Genomic DNA, 14,667 nt, shown 5'->3' on the forward strand with positions numbered 1-14,667 from the left:
CGCCGCCGTGACACAACCGGCGCTGGCTGCGGCGCGCGATTCATGGAACCGCGGGCTTGGGCGTCTGGGTCGCTGGCGACCACCACGGCCCGCCACCCAGGGCCTGGTACAGCGCCACGGTGTCGGCGTAGCGCGCGGCTTGTGCCTGGACCGTAGCGGCCTGCGTGCTTTGGAAGGCCTGCTGCGCCTGCAGCAGATCTGCCATGCCCACAGCACCGACCGCGTGTTGACGTTGCACCAGCGCCAGGGTGCGCTCGGCCAGCGCCTGTGCATCGGCACAGGCGCGCAGGCTCTGCGCGTCGCCCTGCAGCGCGGTCAGCGCGTTGGAAACCTCGCCGAATGCGTTCAGCACCACGCTGCGGTAGTGCGCCATGGCCTGCATGTAGCCAGCTTCGGCCGCCCGTTGCTGATGCGCAAGCGCGCCGCCATGGAACAGCGGTTGCAGCAGGCTGCCGGCCACCGACCATTGCGTATTGCCGGCCGCGAACATGCGCCCGACACTGGATGCAGAGCCGCCGCTGGCCGCGCTCAAGGTAATCGATGGCAAGCGTGCAGCCGCCGCCACGCCGATCAATGCGCTGGCAGCGTGCGCCTGCGCTTCGGCGGCGCGGATGTCCGGACGGCGGTCGACCAACCGCGAGGGCAGCGATAACGGCAGCTGCGCCGGAAGCTGCAACGTGTCCAGCGTCAATGCCTCACCCGCAGCGTCGCTGGGCAAGTGCCCGCCCAGAATCGCGAGCAGGGTCCGTTGCTGTTCCAGCAGTTTTTCCAGCCCCGGCACCGCGGCCTGCGCCTGTGCCAGCGCAGTGCGTTGGGCCAGCACCTGCGCTGCACCGACGGCGCCAAGCGCCTGCTGGCGTTCGGTGAGCGTGCGCAGCTGCTCGGCGATGGCGACCTGCGCGCGCGCCGCATCCAGTTGCGCGCGCACGGACGCCTCGCCAATAGCCGCGTTCACTACGTTGGCGGTGAGGCTCAGGTACGCCGCATCGCGCTGATCGCGCTGCGCCCGTGCCTGCGCATCGGCCGCTTCCACTTGCCGCCGCGTGCCGCCGAACACGTCCAGCGTATAGCTGACGCTGAGTTGGGCGGTGCGTAGCGCATACGGTGTGTCGATGCCGGCATCCGGCGCCGGCACCACCGAGTCGCGTTGCCGGCTGGCATCCACATGCAGATCCGCTTGCGGTAGCCAGGCACCGCGTTGCGCGGCCAGCATCTGTTGCGCCTGGCGGAGCGCTGCGTCAGCGGCCTGCAAGTCCGGATTGACACGCAATGCCTGCTCCACCACGGCATTGAGTTGCGGCGAACCGAAGGCGCGCCACCAGGCGGCCGGCACGTCCTGCCCGGGCTCGAACTGCTGCGCACCACCATGTGCGGTGTCGGCGGCCACGGTCGTTGCCGGTAACGCATTGGCGGTGTAGCGATCTGCAGCGGGCGGAGCGGGGCGATGAAAGTCCGGTCCCACGGCGCAGGCGGCGAGCGATACCGCCACGGCACTGGCGAGCAATGCGTTGCGAACATCTTTCATGCGGTCGTCTCCTGGCGGCCCTGGCGCGTCGCGACGAAGGCTTCCATCAGGTAGTACAGCGATGGCAACAACACCAGGGTGAGCACGGTGGCGGTGACCAGTCCGCCAACCACCACCGTGGCCAAGGGGCGCTGCACATCGCTGCCCAGGCCGGTGGCGAGCATTGCCGGTGCCAGGCCAAGCGCTGCCACCGTCGCGGTCATCAGCACCGGACGCATGCGGCTCACCGCGCCGGCCACCACCGCCTCGCGCAATGGCATGCCCACGTCGTGGCGCAGCCGGTTGATCTGCGCGAGCATCAGCACCGCGTTCAAGACCGCGACCCCGAACAGGGCGACGAAACCTACCGCGCTGGAGACATTGAGCGTCATCCCGCGCAGGTGCAATGCAGCCAGCCCGCCGATCATGGCCAGCGGCACGGCAGCAAGCACCAATGTCGGCTGGCGCAGGTTGCCGAACGCGCCAAACAGCAACACGAACATGATGCACAACGTGGTCGGCAGCACCACCAGCAGGCGCGCTTGGGCACGTTGCAGGTTCTCGAACTGGCCGCCCCACACCAGCTGCATGTGCTGCGGGTCGACGCGCACTTGTCGCGCGAGCGTGGCCTGCGCATCGCTCAGAAAACTGGACAGATCGCGCCCGCGCACGTTGAGCCGCACGATGATGTTGCGCCGGCCCATCTCGCGCACGATCACGCTCTGGCCGCTGGTGGTCGTGATGCTGGCCATCGCCGAGAGCGGTATCTCGGCACCGGCAGCGGTACGCAGACGCAACGCGCCAATGGCCTGCGGATCGTTGCGATACCGTTGCGGAAAGCGCACGGTGAGGTCGTAACTCTTCTCGCCGAGATACATCTGCCCGATCGGGCTGCCGCCGATGCCGGTGGAAATCAGATCCGACACATCGGCCGCGTTGATGCCATAGCGTGCCGCCGCCGCGCGGTCGAAACGCACCTGCAGGTTCGGCAGGGGCGGCTCCACATCCACGGCGATGTCCGCAGCGCCCGGCACCTTGTGCAAGGTTGCGGCCACCTGGTCGGCAACGCCGCGCACCTGCTGCAGATCGTCGCCGAACACCTTCACGGTCAGGTCGCTGTGCGCGCCGGAGAGCTTGTCCTGCACGCCGTCTATCATCGGCTGCATCATGCTCACCGTGTAACCGGGCATCTGCGCATAGCGCGCGCCCAGCGCAGCGATCAAGGCCTGCTTGTCCATGCCGGCCGGCCAGTCTTTGTAGGGGCGCAGGCCCACGCTCGCTTCGATATGCGAAGGCGTCCAGTAGTCGGTGCCATCGTCGTTGCGCCCTGTCTGGGTCACCACGTACGACACCTCGGGAAATTCCAGCGTGGCCTTGCGCAAGGCATTGGCCATGGTGGCGGCCTTGTCCAGGGTGATGCCTGGCGGCATCTGCACCTGCAGCCACAGCGATCCTTCGTCGATATACGGCAAGAAGTCGCGGCCAATGCTGCCCCCCAATACCGCCAGCACACACAGGGCCAGTACCGCGCACGCCAGTAGCCAACCGCGTCGGCCCACGCTGCGTTCCAGCAATGCACGGTAGCGCTGCCCCAGTGTTTCCAGGACGCGGTTGTGCAGCATCTTGCGCGGCTTGCGGAACGCCAGCCACGCCAGGCCAGGAATCAGTGTCAACGCCACCAGCAGCGCACCGATCAAGGCCGCGCCCACCGCGTAGGTCATCGGCGAAAACAGCTTGTATTCGATGCGCTCGAACGCCAGCAGCGGCAGGTACGCACAGCCGATCACGGCCATGCCGAAAAAAATCGGCCGCGCCACCTGCAGCGTGGCGTCGATCGCATCGCGCGCCGTCAACGCACGCTGGCTGCTTTCTTCGCGCAGGCGCAAGACGTTTTCCACCAGCACCACCGCGCCATCGACCAGGATGCCGAAGTCGATCGCGCCCAACGACAGCAGATTGGCCGGAATCTTGAGGTGGTGCATGAAGATGAAGGCGATCAACAACGACAGCGGGATGGTCAACGACACGATCGCCGCCGCACGCGGGCTACCCAGGAAGATCAGCAGCACCACGCACACCAGCAGCATGCCTTCGGTCAGCGTGGCGCTCACCGTGTGCAACGTGGCGTCGATCAACGCGGTGCGATCCAGGTACGGCACTACCTTGACGTCCTTGGGCAACACGCTGTTGTTGAGCTCCTCCACAGCGCTGTGGATGCCTTGCAAGGCCACCGACGGGTTGCTGTCCTTGAGCAGCAATGCGATGCCTTCGATCGTGTCCGGGTTGCCGTCCTTGCCCAGAATGCCGCGTCGCTCGACATTGTCGTAGCGCACCTCGCCCAGGTCCTTGACCAGGACCGGCACGCCATTGCTGCTGCTCACCACCACGTTGCCGATGTCCTGCAACGAATGCAGCAGGCCGATGCCGCGAATCACGTAGCTTTGTTCGCCACGATCCATCACGCTGCCGCCGCCATCGGCTTTGTTGCTGGTGATGGCGCTCTTGACCTGCTGCAACGACACCCCGTAACGGGTCAAGCGGTCCGGCTCCAGCGCCAATGAAAACTGCGTGGTGAGGCCGCCGAAGTTGGTGACATCGGCCACGCCTGGCACCTTCTGCAGGCGTGGAATCACCGTCCAGAATTGCAGATCGGACAGCTCGCGCAGGCTGCGTGTCTTCGATTCCAGCGTATAGCGATAGATCTCGCCGGTGGGCGAGGTGTACGGGTCGAGACCGGGAATCGCGCCATAGGGCAGGGTGACCGCCTGTATGCGTTCCAGCACGCGCTGGCGCGCGAAATAGCCTTCGGTCCCATCGTCGAAGACCAGCGTGATCAGCGATAGGGCGAACAAGCTGCGCGAGCGCAGCACATGCAATCCTGGCGTGCCCATCAACGCGCGTTCCAGCGGCACGGTGATTTGCTGTTCCACTTCTTCCGCACCCAGGCCCGGGACCTGCGTGACCACTTGCGAGGTGACATCTGCGATGTCCGGGTAAGCTTCCACCGGTAGCTGCGTCCAGCTCCATGTGCCGTATAACGCAATGAGTACGAAGACCAGCCAGACGATGCCGCGACGCTGGAAGCAGGTGGTGATGATCGCCTCAATCATTGAGCAGGGCTCCGTCCTGGATCACCACACGCTCGCCAGCCTTCAGCCCGGACAGGATTTCGGTATACCCATCCATCGCGCGGCCGGTGGCCACGATGCGCGAGCGATACACGAACGGCGCGGTTTCGACGAAGACGCGCGTGTACAGCCCCATCTGCAAGAGCGCGCTATCGGGCACCAGCAACGCCTGCTGGGGGCGCGACTGGAACTGGGCGCGCGCAAACATGCCCGGTTTGAGCAGACCGTCGCGGTTGGTCAAGGCCACCCTGACTTTCAACGTGCGGGTGGCGGGGTCGAGCAAATCATCGACGTGTTGCACATGGCCGACGAAGCGTCGGCCGGGATAGGCATCCAGGCTGGCAGTGACCGGCTGACCTTCGAAGACCTGGCCAACTTCGCGTTCCGGCACGCTGGCGGTGAGCCACACCTGCGAGATATCGGCCACCGTCATCAGCGACGCTGATGTGTCGTTCCAGAAGCCGCCCAGCGCCGCGCTCAGGTCCACCACGCGGCCGGCAATGGGCGCACGCAGGACATAGCGCCGATGCGAGCTTGCCTGCGCAGCCACACCCAGCTGGGCCAGACGATCGCTGGCCGCCCGCGCATCGTTCCCTGCGCTGTCGAAGGCCTGTTGCGCCGCCTGCAGATCGCGTGCAGCGGAAATGCTGTCTGCTGCCAGCGTCTTCTGCCGGGCAAGTTCCAGACGCGCCTGTTCCAGCGTGGCGCGCGCCTTGCCGGCCTCGCTATACGCATTGGCAAGTTCGGCAGAATCCAGCACGCACAGCACATCGCCCGCATGCACGGTGTCGCCCAGGGTCTTGGGCAGTGCGACCACGCGCCCGGCCAATGGCGGCACCACCCGCACCAGGCGTTCGGGCAGCACCTCGATCACGGCCGGCATCTGCAGCAGCGGGGCGATGGCTTGGCTGCGGACCGCCTGCACGCGCAGGCTGGCACGCAAGGGCGAGTGCGCCGGCACGCTCACCTGCGCGTTGGTGTGGATCAGCAGCGGCGAGGGAGCAGCCGGTGGCGGCGTGGCTCCGCAGCCAGCCAGCAAACTGCACACACAGGCAGCTGCCAGCGTAGAACGCAGGAAGAGGGACGACATGCGATGACTCGAACGGGGGAGAGGGAAGGCGTTGCACCTGCGGTCGGCGATGCGCGAACGCAGGCCGCGGGTGCAGCGGCAATGGATCTACGCGCTGCCGGCAGCGGCGTACATCGGCATCGCCTGGCACCCATGGCGCATCGCCACAGGTGTGAGGTTGCGCGCCAGCCATCGGGGCCGGCGCAGTTGCAACGCGTGCTGCAGCCGCGTCGACGGCGTGCATGGTGCCAGCCGTCGGCGCGCGAAACCAGGGGTTTCCGGGCGTTTTCGCCAGTCCATGGACATCGCATCGATATACCTTCGTATCGTCTGCGCGTGACTGGTACGCAAGACGCCGTAGCAGCCAGGCGCTTGGCAGTTCAGTATTGGCATGCGGCTAAAACCAAAAGACCCCGGACATGCCGGGGCCTTTTGTTGATCTGTCACGCAACGGTCTGCGCGACATCCTCACCTGCATCGCCTGCAGCACCGCTGCATCGGCTGCGATCAGAACTGCCAGCGCAGACCGATATTGGCATTGATGCTGTTGGTGTCCGCACGAGCGCGCTCGGCACCCACGTTGCCGTAGATGGAGAACGCATCGTTGAGCTGGTAACGCAGGCCAACCGAGGCGCGCAGCGATTGCTTGGACACCGGCTCGCTGGCGACATTGAAACGCGCTTCCGGCAAGCCAGTGAACCACGCCGAGAAGTCGGCATTTGGGTTGCCCAGCAGCGAGCGATACGCCACCAGACCATCGAAGCCCCAGTTGCCGCGTGCCAGATGGCCACGCACACCCACCTCGCCGTACCCCGCGCGCAGGGTGTCGCTGTTCGCGCTCAGGCCCAGTCCTGTCACCGAGGCTTCGCTGAAGGCATCCTGGGTCTGGCTCACCACACCGGCGGCCACGAACGGCGACAACCCGGCCTGCGGCATCAGGCCGAATTCCGCGCGCGCCGACCAGTTGGTGTCGTGGCGACGGTCCTGCAAGCGTTCGCCGATGCTGCCGGCCAGCACGTCGCGTTCGGTCTCGACGTTGCTCATGCCGTACGAACCGATCGCCGACAGATACGACTTGCCGATCGGCTGGTACAGGTACGCGGTCATCGCGTACCGGTCCGAACGCAGACGGCTCGAGGACGCCGCGATATGCGCACGGTCCTGACCGGAGGTCACCGCCGCACCGACGATGGTGCCGGCGTTGCCGATCGGGAGATCCACGCCGAAGGTGGTGGCCTGCTGGGTGTAATCGGCCGAATCGAAACCGCGACGGCCCAGGTCGCCGTCCAGGTAGCTGCCCTGCATCCAGGTGGTCAAGCTGGTGGTATCGGCCAGGTAGGGCAGGCGGTCGGCGGCCACACGTGCGTCGTTGAGCGCGGACTGGAAGCCCAGCGTACGCTCGATGCCATGCACCTGGCCGGTCAGGGTCGGCAGCGATGCGGCAACCTGCGCATCGGATGCTCCAATCAACGAACCGGTGGCGCTGATCAGGCCACCCAGGTTGTCGGTGTCGCCCGAGGCGACCCGCGTATCCAGCACATTGACCAACGCATCGGCCTGGTTGGCACCGTTGACCACCGACTGCGGCGCACCGGCTGCCTGTGCGCTGGCCGCGGAGGCATTGCGGGTCAGGGTCGCGGTGACGGTGGTCGGGTCGTAAGACAGTGCCGCGGTCCAGAAGAAATTGTTGGCGTACTGCACGCGGTCGAACGTGCCTTGCAGGACGCCGGCCTTGACGATCTTCTCGGTACTGCCGACGGTGTAGCCGGCCGCTTCCGGCAGCAACAGCAGATTGCCCTTCAAGCTGGCCCGGCCGGTGACGGTGAGGCCCTTGCCCAACTCGAGCGAGGTGGTGCCGGTGTTGTTGACCAGGCTGTAGTTGCCGTTGATCACACCGCCGCGCGATTCGAACGTGGCCGAGTTCAACACGATGACATCCGAACGCAGGCTGCCGGACAGTGCGAGCACGCCGTCGCTGATGCTGGTGCCGCCGGTATAGCTGTTGTTGCCGCTCAGGGTGAGCTTGCCGGTCCCGTTCTTGGTCAGGCTGCCCACGCCGGAGATGTCGTTGCTGAAGGTGCTGTCGTAGCCGGCGGTCACATTCGCCGCCCAGTTGCTTGCGAACTGGCCCGGGCCCTTGATCGCCTTGGCCGCATTGACCAGGCCCCAGCCGTACAGCGCGTCCACACCCGGATCGCCCAGGTCGGTGGCGGTGGTCAGCAAGGTCTGCTGCAGGTTGGAGGCGCTCATCCACGGATACACGCCCAGCACCTGCGCGGCGACACCGCTGACGGCGGCAGTGGAGAACGAGGTGCCGGCAATCTGGCCCCCCAATTCGGTGCCGGCTAGCGCCGGGGCGGTGTAGGTGCCCGGAGCGACCAGGCACCACTGCGCAGCGGCGCCGCAGTGATTGGAATAGCTGGTCAAGCCGGCGGCATTGCCGGCGCTATCGATATTGATCGCGCCCACGGCCAGCCAGTTATTGCGCACGCTGGCTTCTTGCACCGGCGTTGCCGCCGGGTAGGAGGCTTCTGCCGCGCCTTCGTTGCCAGTGGAGGCCACGATCAGCGCATCGGCCTGCACCAACGGGGTCAGAGCGTACTTCCAGGCCAGCGCAGCGTTGGCACTGGCGGTGGCATCGGGGTAGGAGGCGCCGATGGACAGGTTGGCGATCCGCACGCCAGCCGCGGCCAGGTCCACCGCCGCGCGACGGGTCTGCTGCGTGCCGCAGGAATTTTCGGCGCAGATGCGCGCGTAGAACAGGTCCGCATCCGGCGCAACGCCACCGGCAAAGCCGTCCTGCGCGGAGCCCAGCACCAGCGCAGAGACGATCGTGCCATGACCGCGCAGGGCATTGGCCGACGATTCGGGCGTACCCGGGCTGGCGGTGTAATCGTTGAAGCTGTCGACCTTGCCGCTGATCGGTGCGTAGCTCGGCACCAGGTTGTCGTCCAGCACTGCCAGCTTCACGCCTTGGCCGCGCGCGCCCGCCTGCTGCGCCAGATCCGCATTGGTCGGCACCAGTAGATTGCTGCCTACGCCCTGATAGCGAGGCGGGGCCGGTGTCGGGGCAGGCGTGGTCTTGGGCAGCGGGTCCGCTGCCGGCGGCGGAGTCGTCGGGGTCGGTGCGATCACCGTGGTCTGCGGCGGGTCGCTACGCACGTTGCCGCCACCGCCACCGCCGCCACAGGCGGTGAGGACGAGGCAGGAGGCGATGGTGGTAGCCAGTAGCGAGCGATTCATTGGTTGGTCGGTTCCAGTTTTTGGGTGCGCCGCTGCTGCTGGTGATTCAAATTTGGCGCAGAAGGTCCCCGCGCCGGCGATCGCCGACGAAGGCATTTAATTTCACGCGTTATTCATTTATCGGCCGCTGCGCTTTGTCCCCAACGGAATGCGCCCGCGGAGCATCTGAAAAATACGTACGTATTACCCAGTGCTTGCGAAACTGTTTAACGGCGCTATCCAGGATCTCTGAAATCTGAACGGACAGTTGCTATTCAGAGAAAATCTGCCCAAATAGGGTCTGCCGATTTAATCCATAGCCGAAATGAATTAGTTGCGCACTAGCAGGCCGCGCAGCAGATTAATGTCGGAGCGTGCCCAACAATAATGCGTCACAAATCTCGCGGGGCGGCAATCATAAATGCGACTAAGGTCTTCGGGAATCAGGGAATGCCGTCAGCTTTGTCGGTGAAAACACTACCCCAGTAGCGAGTTCAAGCGCAAGTTAGCGGTTCTAACGGACTCTAGCGCAGTACGTGCGTGGTCGGATTTCTTGCCGGAAAATTATACTAATTTGCGCATTTTGCTTTTTTGTTCCGCTGAATGTATTCCCAGAAATATACTGAGTAAGCTAAGGAAACTCTGAACAATCCATCGTGATCTGCCACAATCGATCAACGACCCGAGTAGACGATTTCGATGCAGCTGACCTTCGGCGACGCGGAGTACAACGGCAAGCGCAAGCGGACGCGGCGTGAGGTGTTCTTGGCCGAGATGGACCAGGTCGTGCCGTGGAAGGACCTGCTGGCGCTGATCGAGCCGCACTACCCGAAGTCGGGGCAGCCGGGGCGACAGCCGTATCGGCTGGAGACCATGCTGCGCATCCACTTTTTGCAGCAGTGGTATGCACTGAGCGATCCATCGGCGGAAGAAGCGCTGTACGACACGGTGTCGATGCGCCGTTTCGCCAAGATCGGCGGGCTGGATGAGGTGCCGGACGAGACGACGATTCTCAACTTCCGCCATCTGTTGGAGCAGCACGATTTGGCGCGCAAGCTGTTCAATCGGGTCAACGCGCACCTGTCGCGCAAGGGGCAGAGCTTGCGCGGCGGGACGATCGTGGACGCCACGATCATCGCTGCGCCCAGCTCGACCAAGAACAAGGATGGCGAGCGCGATCCGGAGATGCACCAAACCAAGAAGGGCAACCAGTACTACTTCGGGATGAAGGCGCACATCGGGGTGGACGATGACTCCGGGCTGGTGCACCACGTGGAGTGCACGGCGGCCAACGTGGCCGATATCACACAAGCGCACAAGCTGCTGCACGGCAAGGAGGACACGCTGTGCGCGGACAGCGGCTACACCGGGCTTGAGAAACGCGAGGAGATGAAGCGCAAGCGCAAACTGCGCTACCTGATCGCGGAGAAGCCCTCGAAGCTGAAGCAGATTAAGAACAAGCGCGAACTGAAGTTGGCCAAGCGCTGGGAGCACACAAAAGCCAGCCTGCGTGCAAAGGTGGAACACCCGTTTCGGGTGATCAAGCGCCAGTTTGGCTACGTCAAGGTGCGCTATCGCGGTTTGGCGAAGAACACCGCACAGATGCTGATGCTGTTTGCGCTGTCGAATCTGTGGCTGAAGCGCAAAGAGTTCATTACCGCCGCGGGGTAGGTGCGCCCGTAATCGGGACGATACCCCGAAAAAGCGCCAAAAACGGCGAAAAACCGAGGATCTGAGCGCGGTCACCGCGACCGATATGGCTTACCACATCCTCCGATCGCGTTGTTCAGACCTTCCCTAAAGCTCTGCAATCAGTGGTCAATGCCTTGATCACTGCCACGAATGCGTTTGACGTGGCGGCAGTACTCGCACTGTTTGCCGAAGACGGCATGATTGACGACCCATCGACAGGGCACGTGTTCATCGGTAAACGCGGCATCCAGCGCTATATCCAGGAGTATTTCGTTGGCTACAACACATCTACCCGGTTGCTGACCGTCCGGAAGATGGGCACAAATCAAGTGCGGGTGCGTGTCGACTTTACAGGCGACTTCGGCCATGAGATTGGGACGCTGCTGATCAGAATTGATTCGGATGGGCTGATCGTGCGGGTTGATGCAGCATTGGAATAGCGTGGATCTGAAGCGGCCAACAAACCGTAGCGAGCAGTCGTCAGGCGGGTGCGGACGGCACAGGAAACGGCGTGTACGAGTGGTACATGCCGATTCCGCGTACCGGCCGCGCCCGTTTGGCGGCTGCGCAGTAGTTTGGTTTGCTGCTCCTAGATCCACGTTTCCGTCCAGCTAACTATCCTTTGCAAGGAAGCGAATGAGTTCTTCGGTCGGTCCCACTTCGCAGGATTGACTGGCCATTGCCCGTGGATCGAATCCACGTGAGCAGTGCTATCGACATGCTGAGGACGGCTACCAAGCCGTTCCGGCTTCGCGCTGCATACCGACGCTGGTGTCGTCAAGTAGCCCGCCATACGCACTGGTCCGCGCATAGACCGTCACAGACCTGCCAATGGAAACAATGCCGCATACAGGCGGGGCGGCAGGTAACGCGTTGCCGGCGGATCGCAAGAGAGACCGCACGTGGCTGCGTCATGGGGCCCCAAGCGCGTACCCGATTGAGGCTGTTGCTTCGCAATACTGCATCGTCGATCCTGGTGTCCAGTTCTACATCCGCATGCAGACAGGCAGGCGGATATCGCATGGCGTGACCGGCCGCGTGATCGCCATGCCATCGGGAATGATCGCGACTGCCTGCTGCGCGTGGTCCAACCTATCGATGAAGCCTGCGTAGAGCGCGATCAGGGTGAACACACGCTTGGCCATACGCGCTTTGCGCGGGCTCGACGCAACCTGCAGATGGGCATTGCCCAAGTACCCTCGCAGGACAAGCGAGCGCACTCAAGCGTTGCGCCGGCATGGGCCGTGGTTGTCGTTGAATTCGGCGACCTGGCCCATCACGCACACCCATACCTGCCATCCCGGCGTTCGATTTCATTCCGCCGACGGCAGCGCACACGATGCACATCCGATGCAAGGGATACGCCTTTGCCACGCGGCCGCTGCAACCGTAGCGGCCAGCAACCACGCAGATCATCGGAGGTCGCATGTCCGTTCGCAGCAGCAGTCAGAAGTTCATTGCCAGGAATCGCGCGCCTCGCGTGCAGATCGAATACGACGTCGAAATCTACGGCTCGCAAAAGAAGGTGCAGGTTCCGTTTGTCATGGGGGTGTTGTCGGATCTGTCCGGTGCCAATACGGAAAACCTGCCGGCGCTGGAAGCACGCGAGGCAGTTGAAATCGATGTCGACAATTTCGACAGCCGGCTGCGTGCCATGCAACCGCGGGTGGCAATGAGCGTTTCCAACACCCTCACCGGCAGCGGCGAGTTGCCAGTCGATATCACCTTCGACAGCCTGGACGATTTTTCGCCCACCGCCGTGGTGAAAAAGGTGGCACCGCTGGCCGAGCTGCTGGAAGCGCGCACCCAACTGGCCAATCTGGGCACCTATCTCGACGGCAAGGCCGGCGCCGAGCGCTTGATCGCCGATGCGATCAAGGATCCCACCCTGCTGCGCTTGCTGGTCGCAGCCCCCAAGTCGACGGACGAGTAACCCCATGGCGACCCAGAATTCTTCCGCTGCCCAAGACCTTGCCGATGCCCAGCCGCTAACCAGTCAATCCGACGACTTTGCGGCGCTGCTGACCCGCGAATTCCGTCCGCGCAGCGAACGCGCCGGCGAAGAAGTGCGGTTGGCGGTGCGTACCCTGGCCGAACAGGTGCTGGAGCGTAGCGACATCATCAGCGACGATCTCGCGCAGACCATCAATGCGTATGTTGCCGAGATCGACCGCAAGATCACCGAGCAGCTCAACCTCATCCTGCACGCCCCGCAATTCCAGGCGCTGGAGGGGGCATGGCGCGGCCTGCACTATCTGGTGAGCAACACCGAATCGGATACGCAGTTGAAGATCCGCGTGCTCAACGTGTCCAAGAAGGAGCTCGCCAAGAACCTCAAGCGCTTCAAGGGCACGGCCTGGGACCAAAGCCCGGTGTTCAAGAAAATTTACGAAGCCGAGTACGGTCAGCTGGGTGGCGAACCATATGGCTGCCTGATTGGCGATTATCACTTCGACCATAGCCCGCAGGATGTCGACACGCTGCGCGGCATCAGCCAGATCGCCGCCGCTTCGCATGCGCCCTTCATTGCCGCCGCCAGCCCCAGTCTGATGGGCATGGAAAGCTGGAGCGAGCTGTCCAATCCGCGCGATCTGGCCAAGATCTTCTCCACCCCCGACTACGCGGCGTGGCGCTCGCTGCGCCAGAGCGAGGATGCCAAGTACCTGGCGCTGGCCATGCCGCGCACGCTGGCGCGCTTGCCGTACGGAGCCAAGACCGATCCGGTGGAAGCGTTCGACTTCGAGGAAGACACCCAGGGCGCCGATTCGTCGCGCTACACCTGGCAGAACGCAGCCTACGCGATGGCAGTCAACATCAACCGCTCGTTCAAGCAGTACGGTTGGTGCACGCGCATTCGCGGCGTGGAGTCGGGTGGGGCGGTGGAAGGCCTGCCGACGCATACCTTCCCGGCCGACGATGGTGGTGTCGACATGAAGTGCCCGACCGAGGTGGCCATTACCGACCGCCGTTCGGCCGAACTCGACAAGATGGGCTTGATGCCGCTGGTGCATCGCAAGAACACCGACATGGCAGCCTTCATCGGTGCACAGTCGCTGGGCAAACCGGAGGAGTACGACGACCCGGATGCCACCGCCAATGCGGCGCTGAGCGCACGCTTGCCATACATGTTCGCTTGCTGCCGGTTTGCGCATTACCTCAAGTGCATCGTGCGCGACAAGATCGGCTCATTCAGCACGCGCCAGCAGATGCAGAGCTGGTTGACCGATTGGGTGATGAACTACGTCGACGGCGACCCGGCCAAGTCCAGCGAGGAAACCAAGGCGCGCAAGCCCTTGGCCGCCGCCGAAGTGGTGGTCGAAGAGGTCGAGGGCAATCCCGGCTACTACACCTCCAAGTTCTACCTGCGCCCGCATTACCAGCTCGAAGGCCTGACGGTCTCGCTACGCCTGGTCTCGCGCTTGCCATCGGCGCAAGCCGCCTGATCGGTTAGACGCTTCGCTTCAAGACTGACGACCTGCGACTGACGTAGCCGCGGGATCGGCTTTCCCTTCCTGCACCATCCACCACTGGAGAAGTTTCATGGCTTTCGATATGCATCTCAAATTCGGCTCCGGCGACGTCGAGATCAAAGGCGCGTCCAACCATTCCAAGCACAAGGACGAGGTGCCGATCATTGCCTGGTCGTGGGGCACCAGTAACACCGGCAACCTGCACACCGGCGCCGGATATGCGGCCGGCGGCAAGGCCAACGTGCAGGATATTTCCATCACCAAGTACATCGACAGCTGCTCCAACGCCTTGCTCAATGCCTGCTGCACGGGCGCGCGCGTGGACTCGGCCACGCTGTACGTGACCAACGCCACCGGCGAGCAGACCGATTACGTCACCATCGAGCTCAGCGAGGGCGTGATAATCACCTCGGTGTCCACCGGCGGCAGCGGTGGCGAAGATCGTCTGACCGAGAACGTGACCCTGCATTTCGGCAAGTTCAAGTACTCGTTCCAGCCGCAGGACGACAAGGGCAAGAAGCAGGGCGGCACCAAGGACTTCACCTTCAACATGCAGGAAGTGAAGAAGTCCTGAGCCAACGC

At 63.9% G+C, this 14,667-nt stretch carries 10 protein-coding genes and 1 other RNA gene; 5 read left to right on the forward strand and 6 right to left on the reverse strand.

Going from position 1 to position 14,667, the window contains the following annotated elements:
- Positions 1 to 40 precede the first annotated feature (40 nt).
- The 4 genes from ACCQ03_RS07460 to ACCQ03_RS07475 all read right to left on the reverse strand — a co-directional run bounded on the left by ACCQ03_RS07460 (position 41) and on the right by ACCQ03_RS07475 (position 8,944).
- Positions 41 to 1,525: an efflux transporter outer membrane subunit gene (locus ACCQ03_RS07460; RefSeq protein WP_209226902.1), complete on the reverse strand. Its 1,485-nt coding sequence runs from the start codon at positions 1,523 to 1,525 to the stop codon at positions 41 to 43.
- A complete protein-coding gene (locus ACCQ03_RS07465; protein WP_209226899.1) occupies positions 1,522 to 4,614 on the reverse strand; it encodes an efflux RND transporter permease subunit in 3,093 nt (1,030 codons plus the stop codon). The genes ACCQ03_RS07460 and ACCQ03_RS07465 overlap by 4 nt, the downstream gene beginning before the upstream one ends.
- On the reverse strand, positions 4,607 to 5,722 hold the full coding sequence (locus ACCQ03_RS07470) for an efflux RND transporter periplasmic adaptor subunit (protein ID WP_209226897.1): 1,116 nt from the start codon (positions 5,720 to 5,722) through the stop codon (positions 4,607 to 4,609). Before ACCQ03_RS07470 ends, ACCQ03_RS07465 begins: the two co-directional genes overlap by 8 nt.
- A gap of 486 nt (positions 5,723 to 6,208) precedes the next feature.
- Complete coding sequence (locus ACCQ03_RS07475; protein ID WP_209226895.1) at positions 6,209 to 8,944, reverse strand: S8 family serine peptidase; 2,736 nt, start codon at positions 8,942 to 8,944, stop codon at positions 6,209 to 6,211.
- Between the two features lie 678 nt (positions 8,945 to 9,622).
- Between ACCQ03_RS07475 and ACCQ03_RS07480 the strand changes: the two genes are divergently transcribed.
- Together ACCQ03_RS07480 and ACCQ03_RS07485 are read left to right on the forward strand one after the other, a co-directional pair.
- Positions 9,623 to 10,594, forward strand: coding sequence for an IS5 family transposase (locus ACCQ03_RS07480; RefSeq protein ID WP_150147813.1), 972 nt, complete (start codon positions 9,623 to 9,625; stop codon positions 10,592 to 10,594).
- 83 nt (positions 10,595 to 10,677) lie between these two features.
- On the forward strand, positions 10,678 to 11,055 hold the full coding sequence (locus ACCQ03_RS07485; RefSeq protein WP_342344375.1) for a nuclear transport factor 2 family protein: 378 nt from the start codon (positions 10,678 to 10,680) through the stop codon (positions 11,053 to 11,055).
- 14 nt (positions 11,056 to 11,069) lie between these two features.
- Here ACCQ03_RS07485 and ACCQ03_RS07490 read toward each other — a convergent pair.
- Together ACCQ03_RS07490 and ACCQ03_RS07495 are read right to left on the reverse strand one after the other, a co-directional pair.
- Positions 11,070 to 11,143, reverse strand: a non-coding RNA gene (locus tag ACCQ03_RS07490) — sX9 sRNA.
- 458 nt (positions 11,144 to 11,601) lie between these two features.
- Positions 11,602 to 11,760 (reverse strand): hypothetical protein, encoded by a 159-nt coding sequence (locus ACCQ03_RS07495; RefSeq protein WP_209227940.1) that lies wholly within the window; start codon positions 11,758 to 11,760, stop codon positions 11,602 to 11,604.
- Positions 11,761 to 12,041: 281 nt separating this feature from the next.
- Between ACCQ03_RS07495 and tssB the strand changes: the two genes are divergently transcribed.
- The 3 genes from tssB to ACCQ03_RS07510 all read left to right on the forward strand — a co-directional run bounded on the left by tssB (position 12,042) and on the right by ACCQ03_RS07510 (position 14,659).
- Complete coding sequence (gene tssB / locus ACCQ03_RS07500) at positions 12,042 to 12,548, forward strand: type VI secretion system contractile sheath small subunit (RefSeq protein WP_209227942.1); 507 nt, start codon at positions 12,042 to 12,044, stop codon at positions 12,546 to 12,548.
- A gap of 4 nt (positions 12,549 to 12,552) precedes the next feature.
- Complete coding sequence (gene tssC, locus ACCQ03_RS07505) at positions 12,553 to 14,058, forward strand: type VI secretion system contractile sheath large subunit (protein WP_209227944.1); 1,506 nt, start codon at positions 12,553 to 12,555, stop codon at positions 14,056 to 14,058.
- Positions 14,059 to 14,155: 97 nt separating this feature from the next.
- Positions 14,156 to 14,659 carry an Hcp family type VI secretion system effector gene (locus tag ACCQ03_RS07510; protein WP_209227945.1) on the forward strand — a complete coding sequence of 168 codons (504 nt, stop codon included), beginning with the start codon at positions 14,156 to 14,158 and terminating at the stop codon, positions 14,657 to 14,659.
- Positions 14,660 to 14,667: the final 8 nt, after the last annotated feature.

The organism is Xanthomonas sp. NCPPB 3569 (genome assembly GCF_041475645.2).
GTDB lineage: Bacteria > Pseudomonadota > Gammaproteobacteria > Xanthomonadales > Xanthomonadaceae > Xanthomonas > Xanthomonas phaseoli.

Excerpts from the sequence above, each read along its gene's own strand:
- ACCQ03_RS07460 (WP_209226902.1), bottom strand. The coding sequence starts at position 1,525 with ATGAAAGATGTTCGCAACGCATTGCTCGCCAGTGCCGTGGCGGTATCG.
- ACCQ03_RS07465 (WP_209226899.1), bottom strand. The coding sequence starts at position 4,614 with ATGATTGAGGCGATCATCACCACCTGCTTCCAGCGTCGCGGCATCGTC.
- ACCQ03_RS07470 (WP_209226897.1), bottom strand. The coding sequence starts at position 5,722 with ATGTCGTCCCTCTTCCTGCGTTCTACGCTGGCAGCTGCCTGTGTGTGC.
- ACCQ03_RS07475 (WP_209226895.1), bottom strand. The coding sequence starts at position 8,944 with ATGAATCGCTCGCTACTGGCTACCACCATCGCCTCCTGCCTCGTCCTC.
- ACCQ03_RS07480 (WP_150147813.1), top strand. The coding sequence starts at position 9,623 with ATGCAGCTGACCTTCGGCGACGCGGAGTACAACGGCAAGCGCAAGCGG.
- ACCQ03_RS07495 (WP_209227940.1), bottom strand. The coding sequence starts at position 11,760 with ATGGCCAAGCGTGTGTTCACCCTGATCGCGCTCTACGCAGGCTTCATC.
- tssB (WP_209227942.1), top strand. The coding sequence starts at position 12,042 with ATGTCCGTTCGCAGCAGCAGTCAGAAGTTCATTGCCAGGAATCGCGCG.
- tssC (WP_209227944.1), top strand. The coding sequence starts at position 12,553 with ATGGCGACCCAGAATTCTTCCGCTGCCCAAGACCTTGCCGATGCCCAG.
- ACCQ03_RS07510 (WP_209227945.1), top strand. The coding sequence starts at position 14,156 with ATGGCTTTCGATATGCATCTCAAATTCGGCTCCGGCGACGTCGAGATC.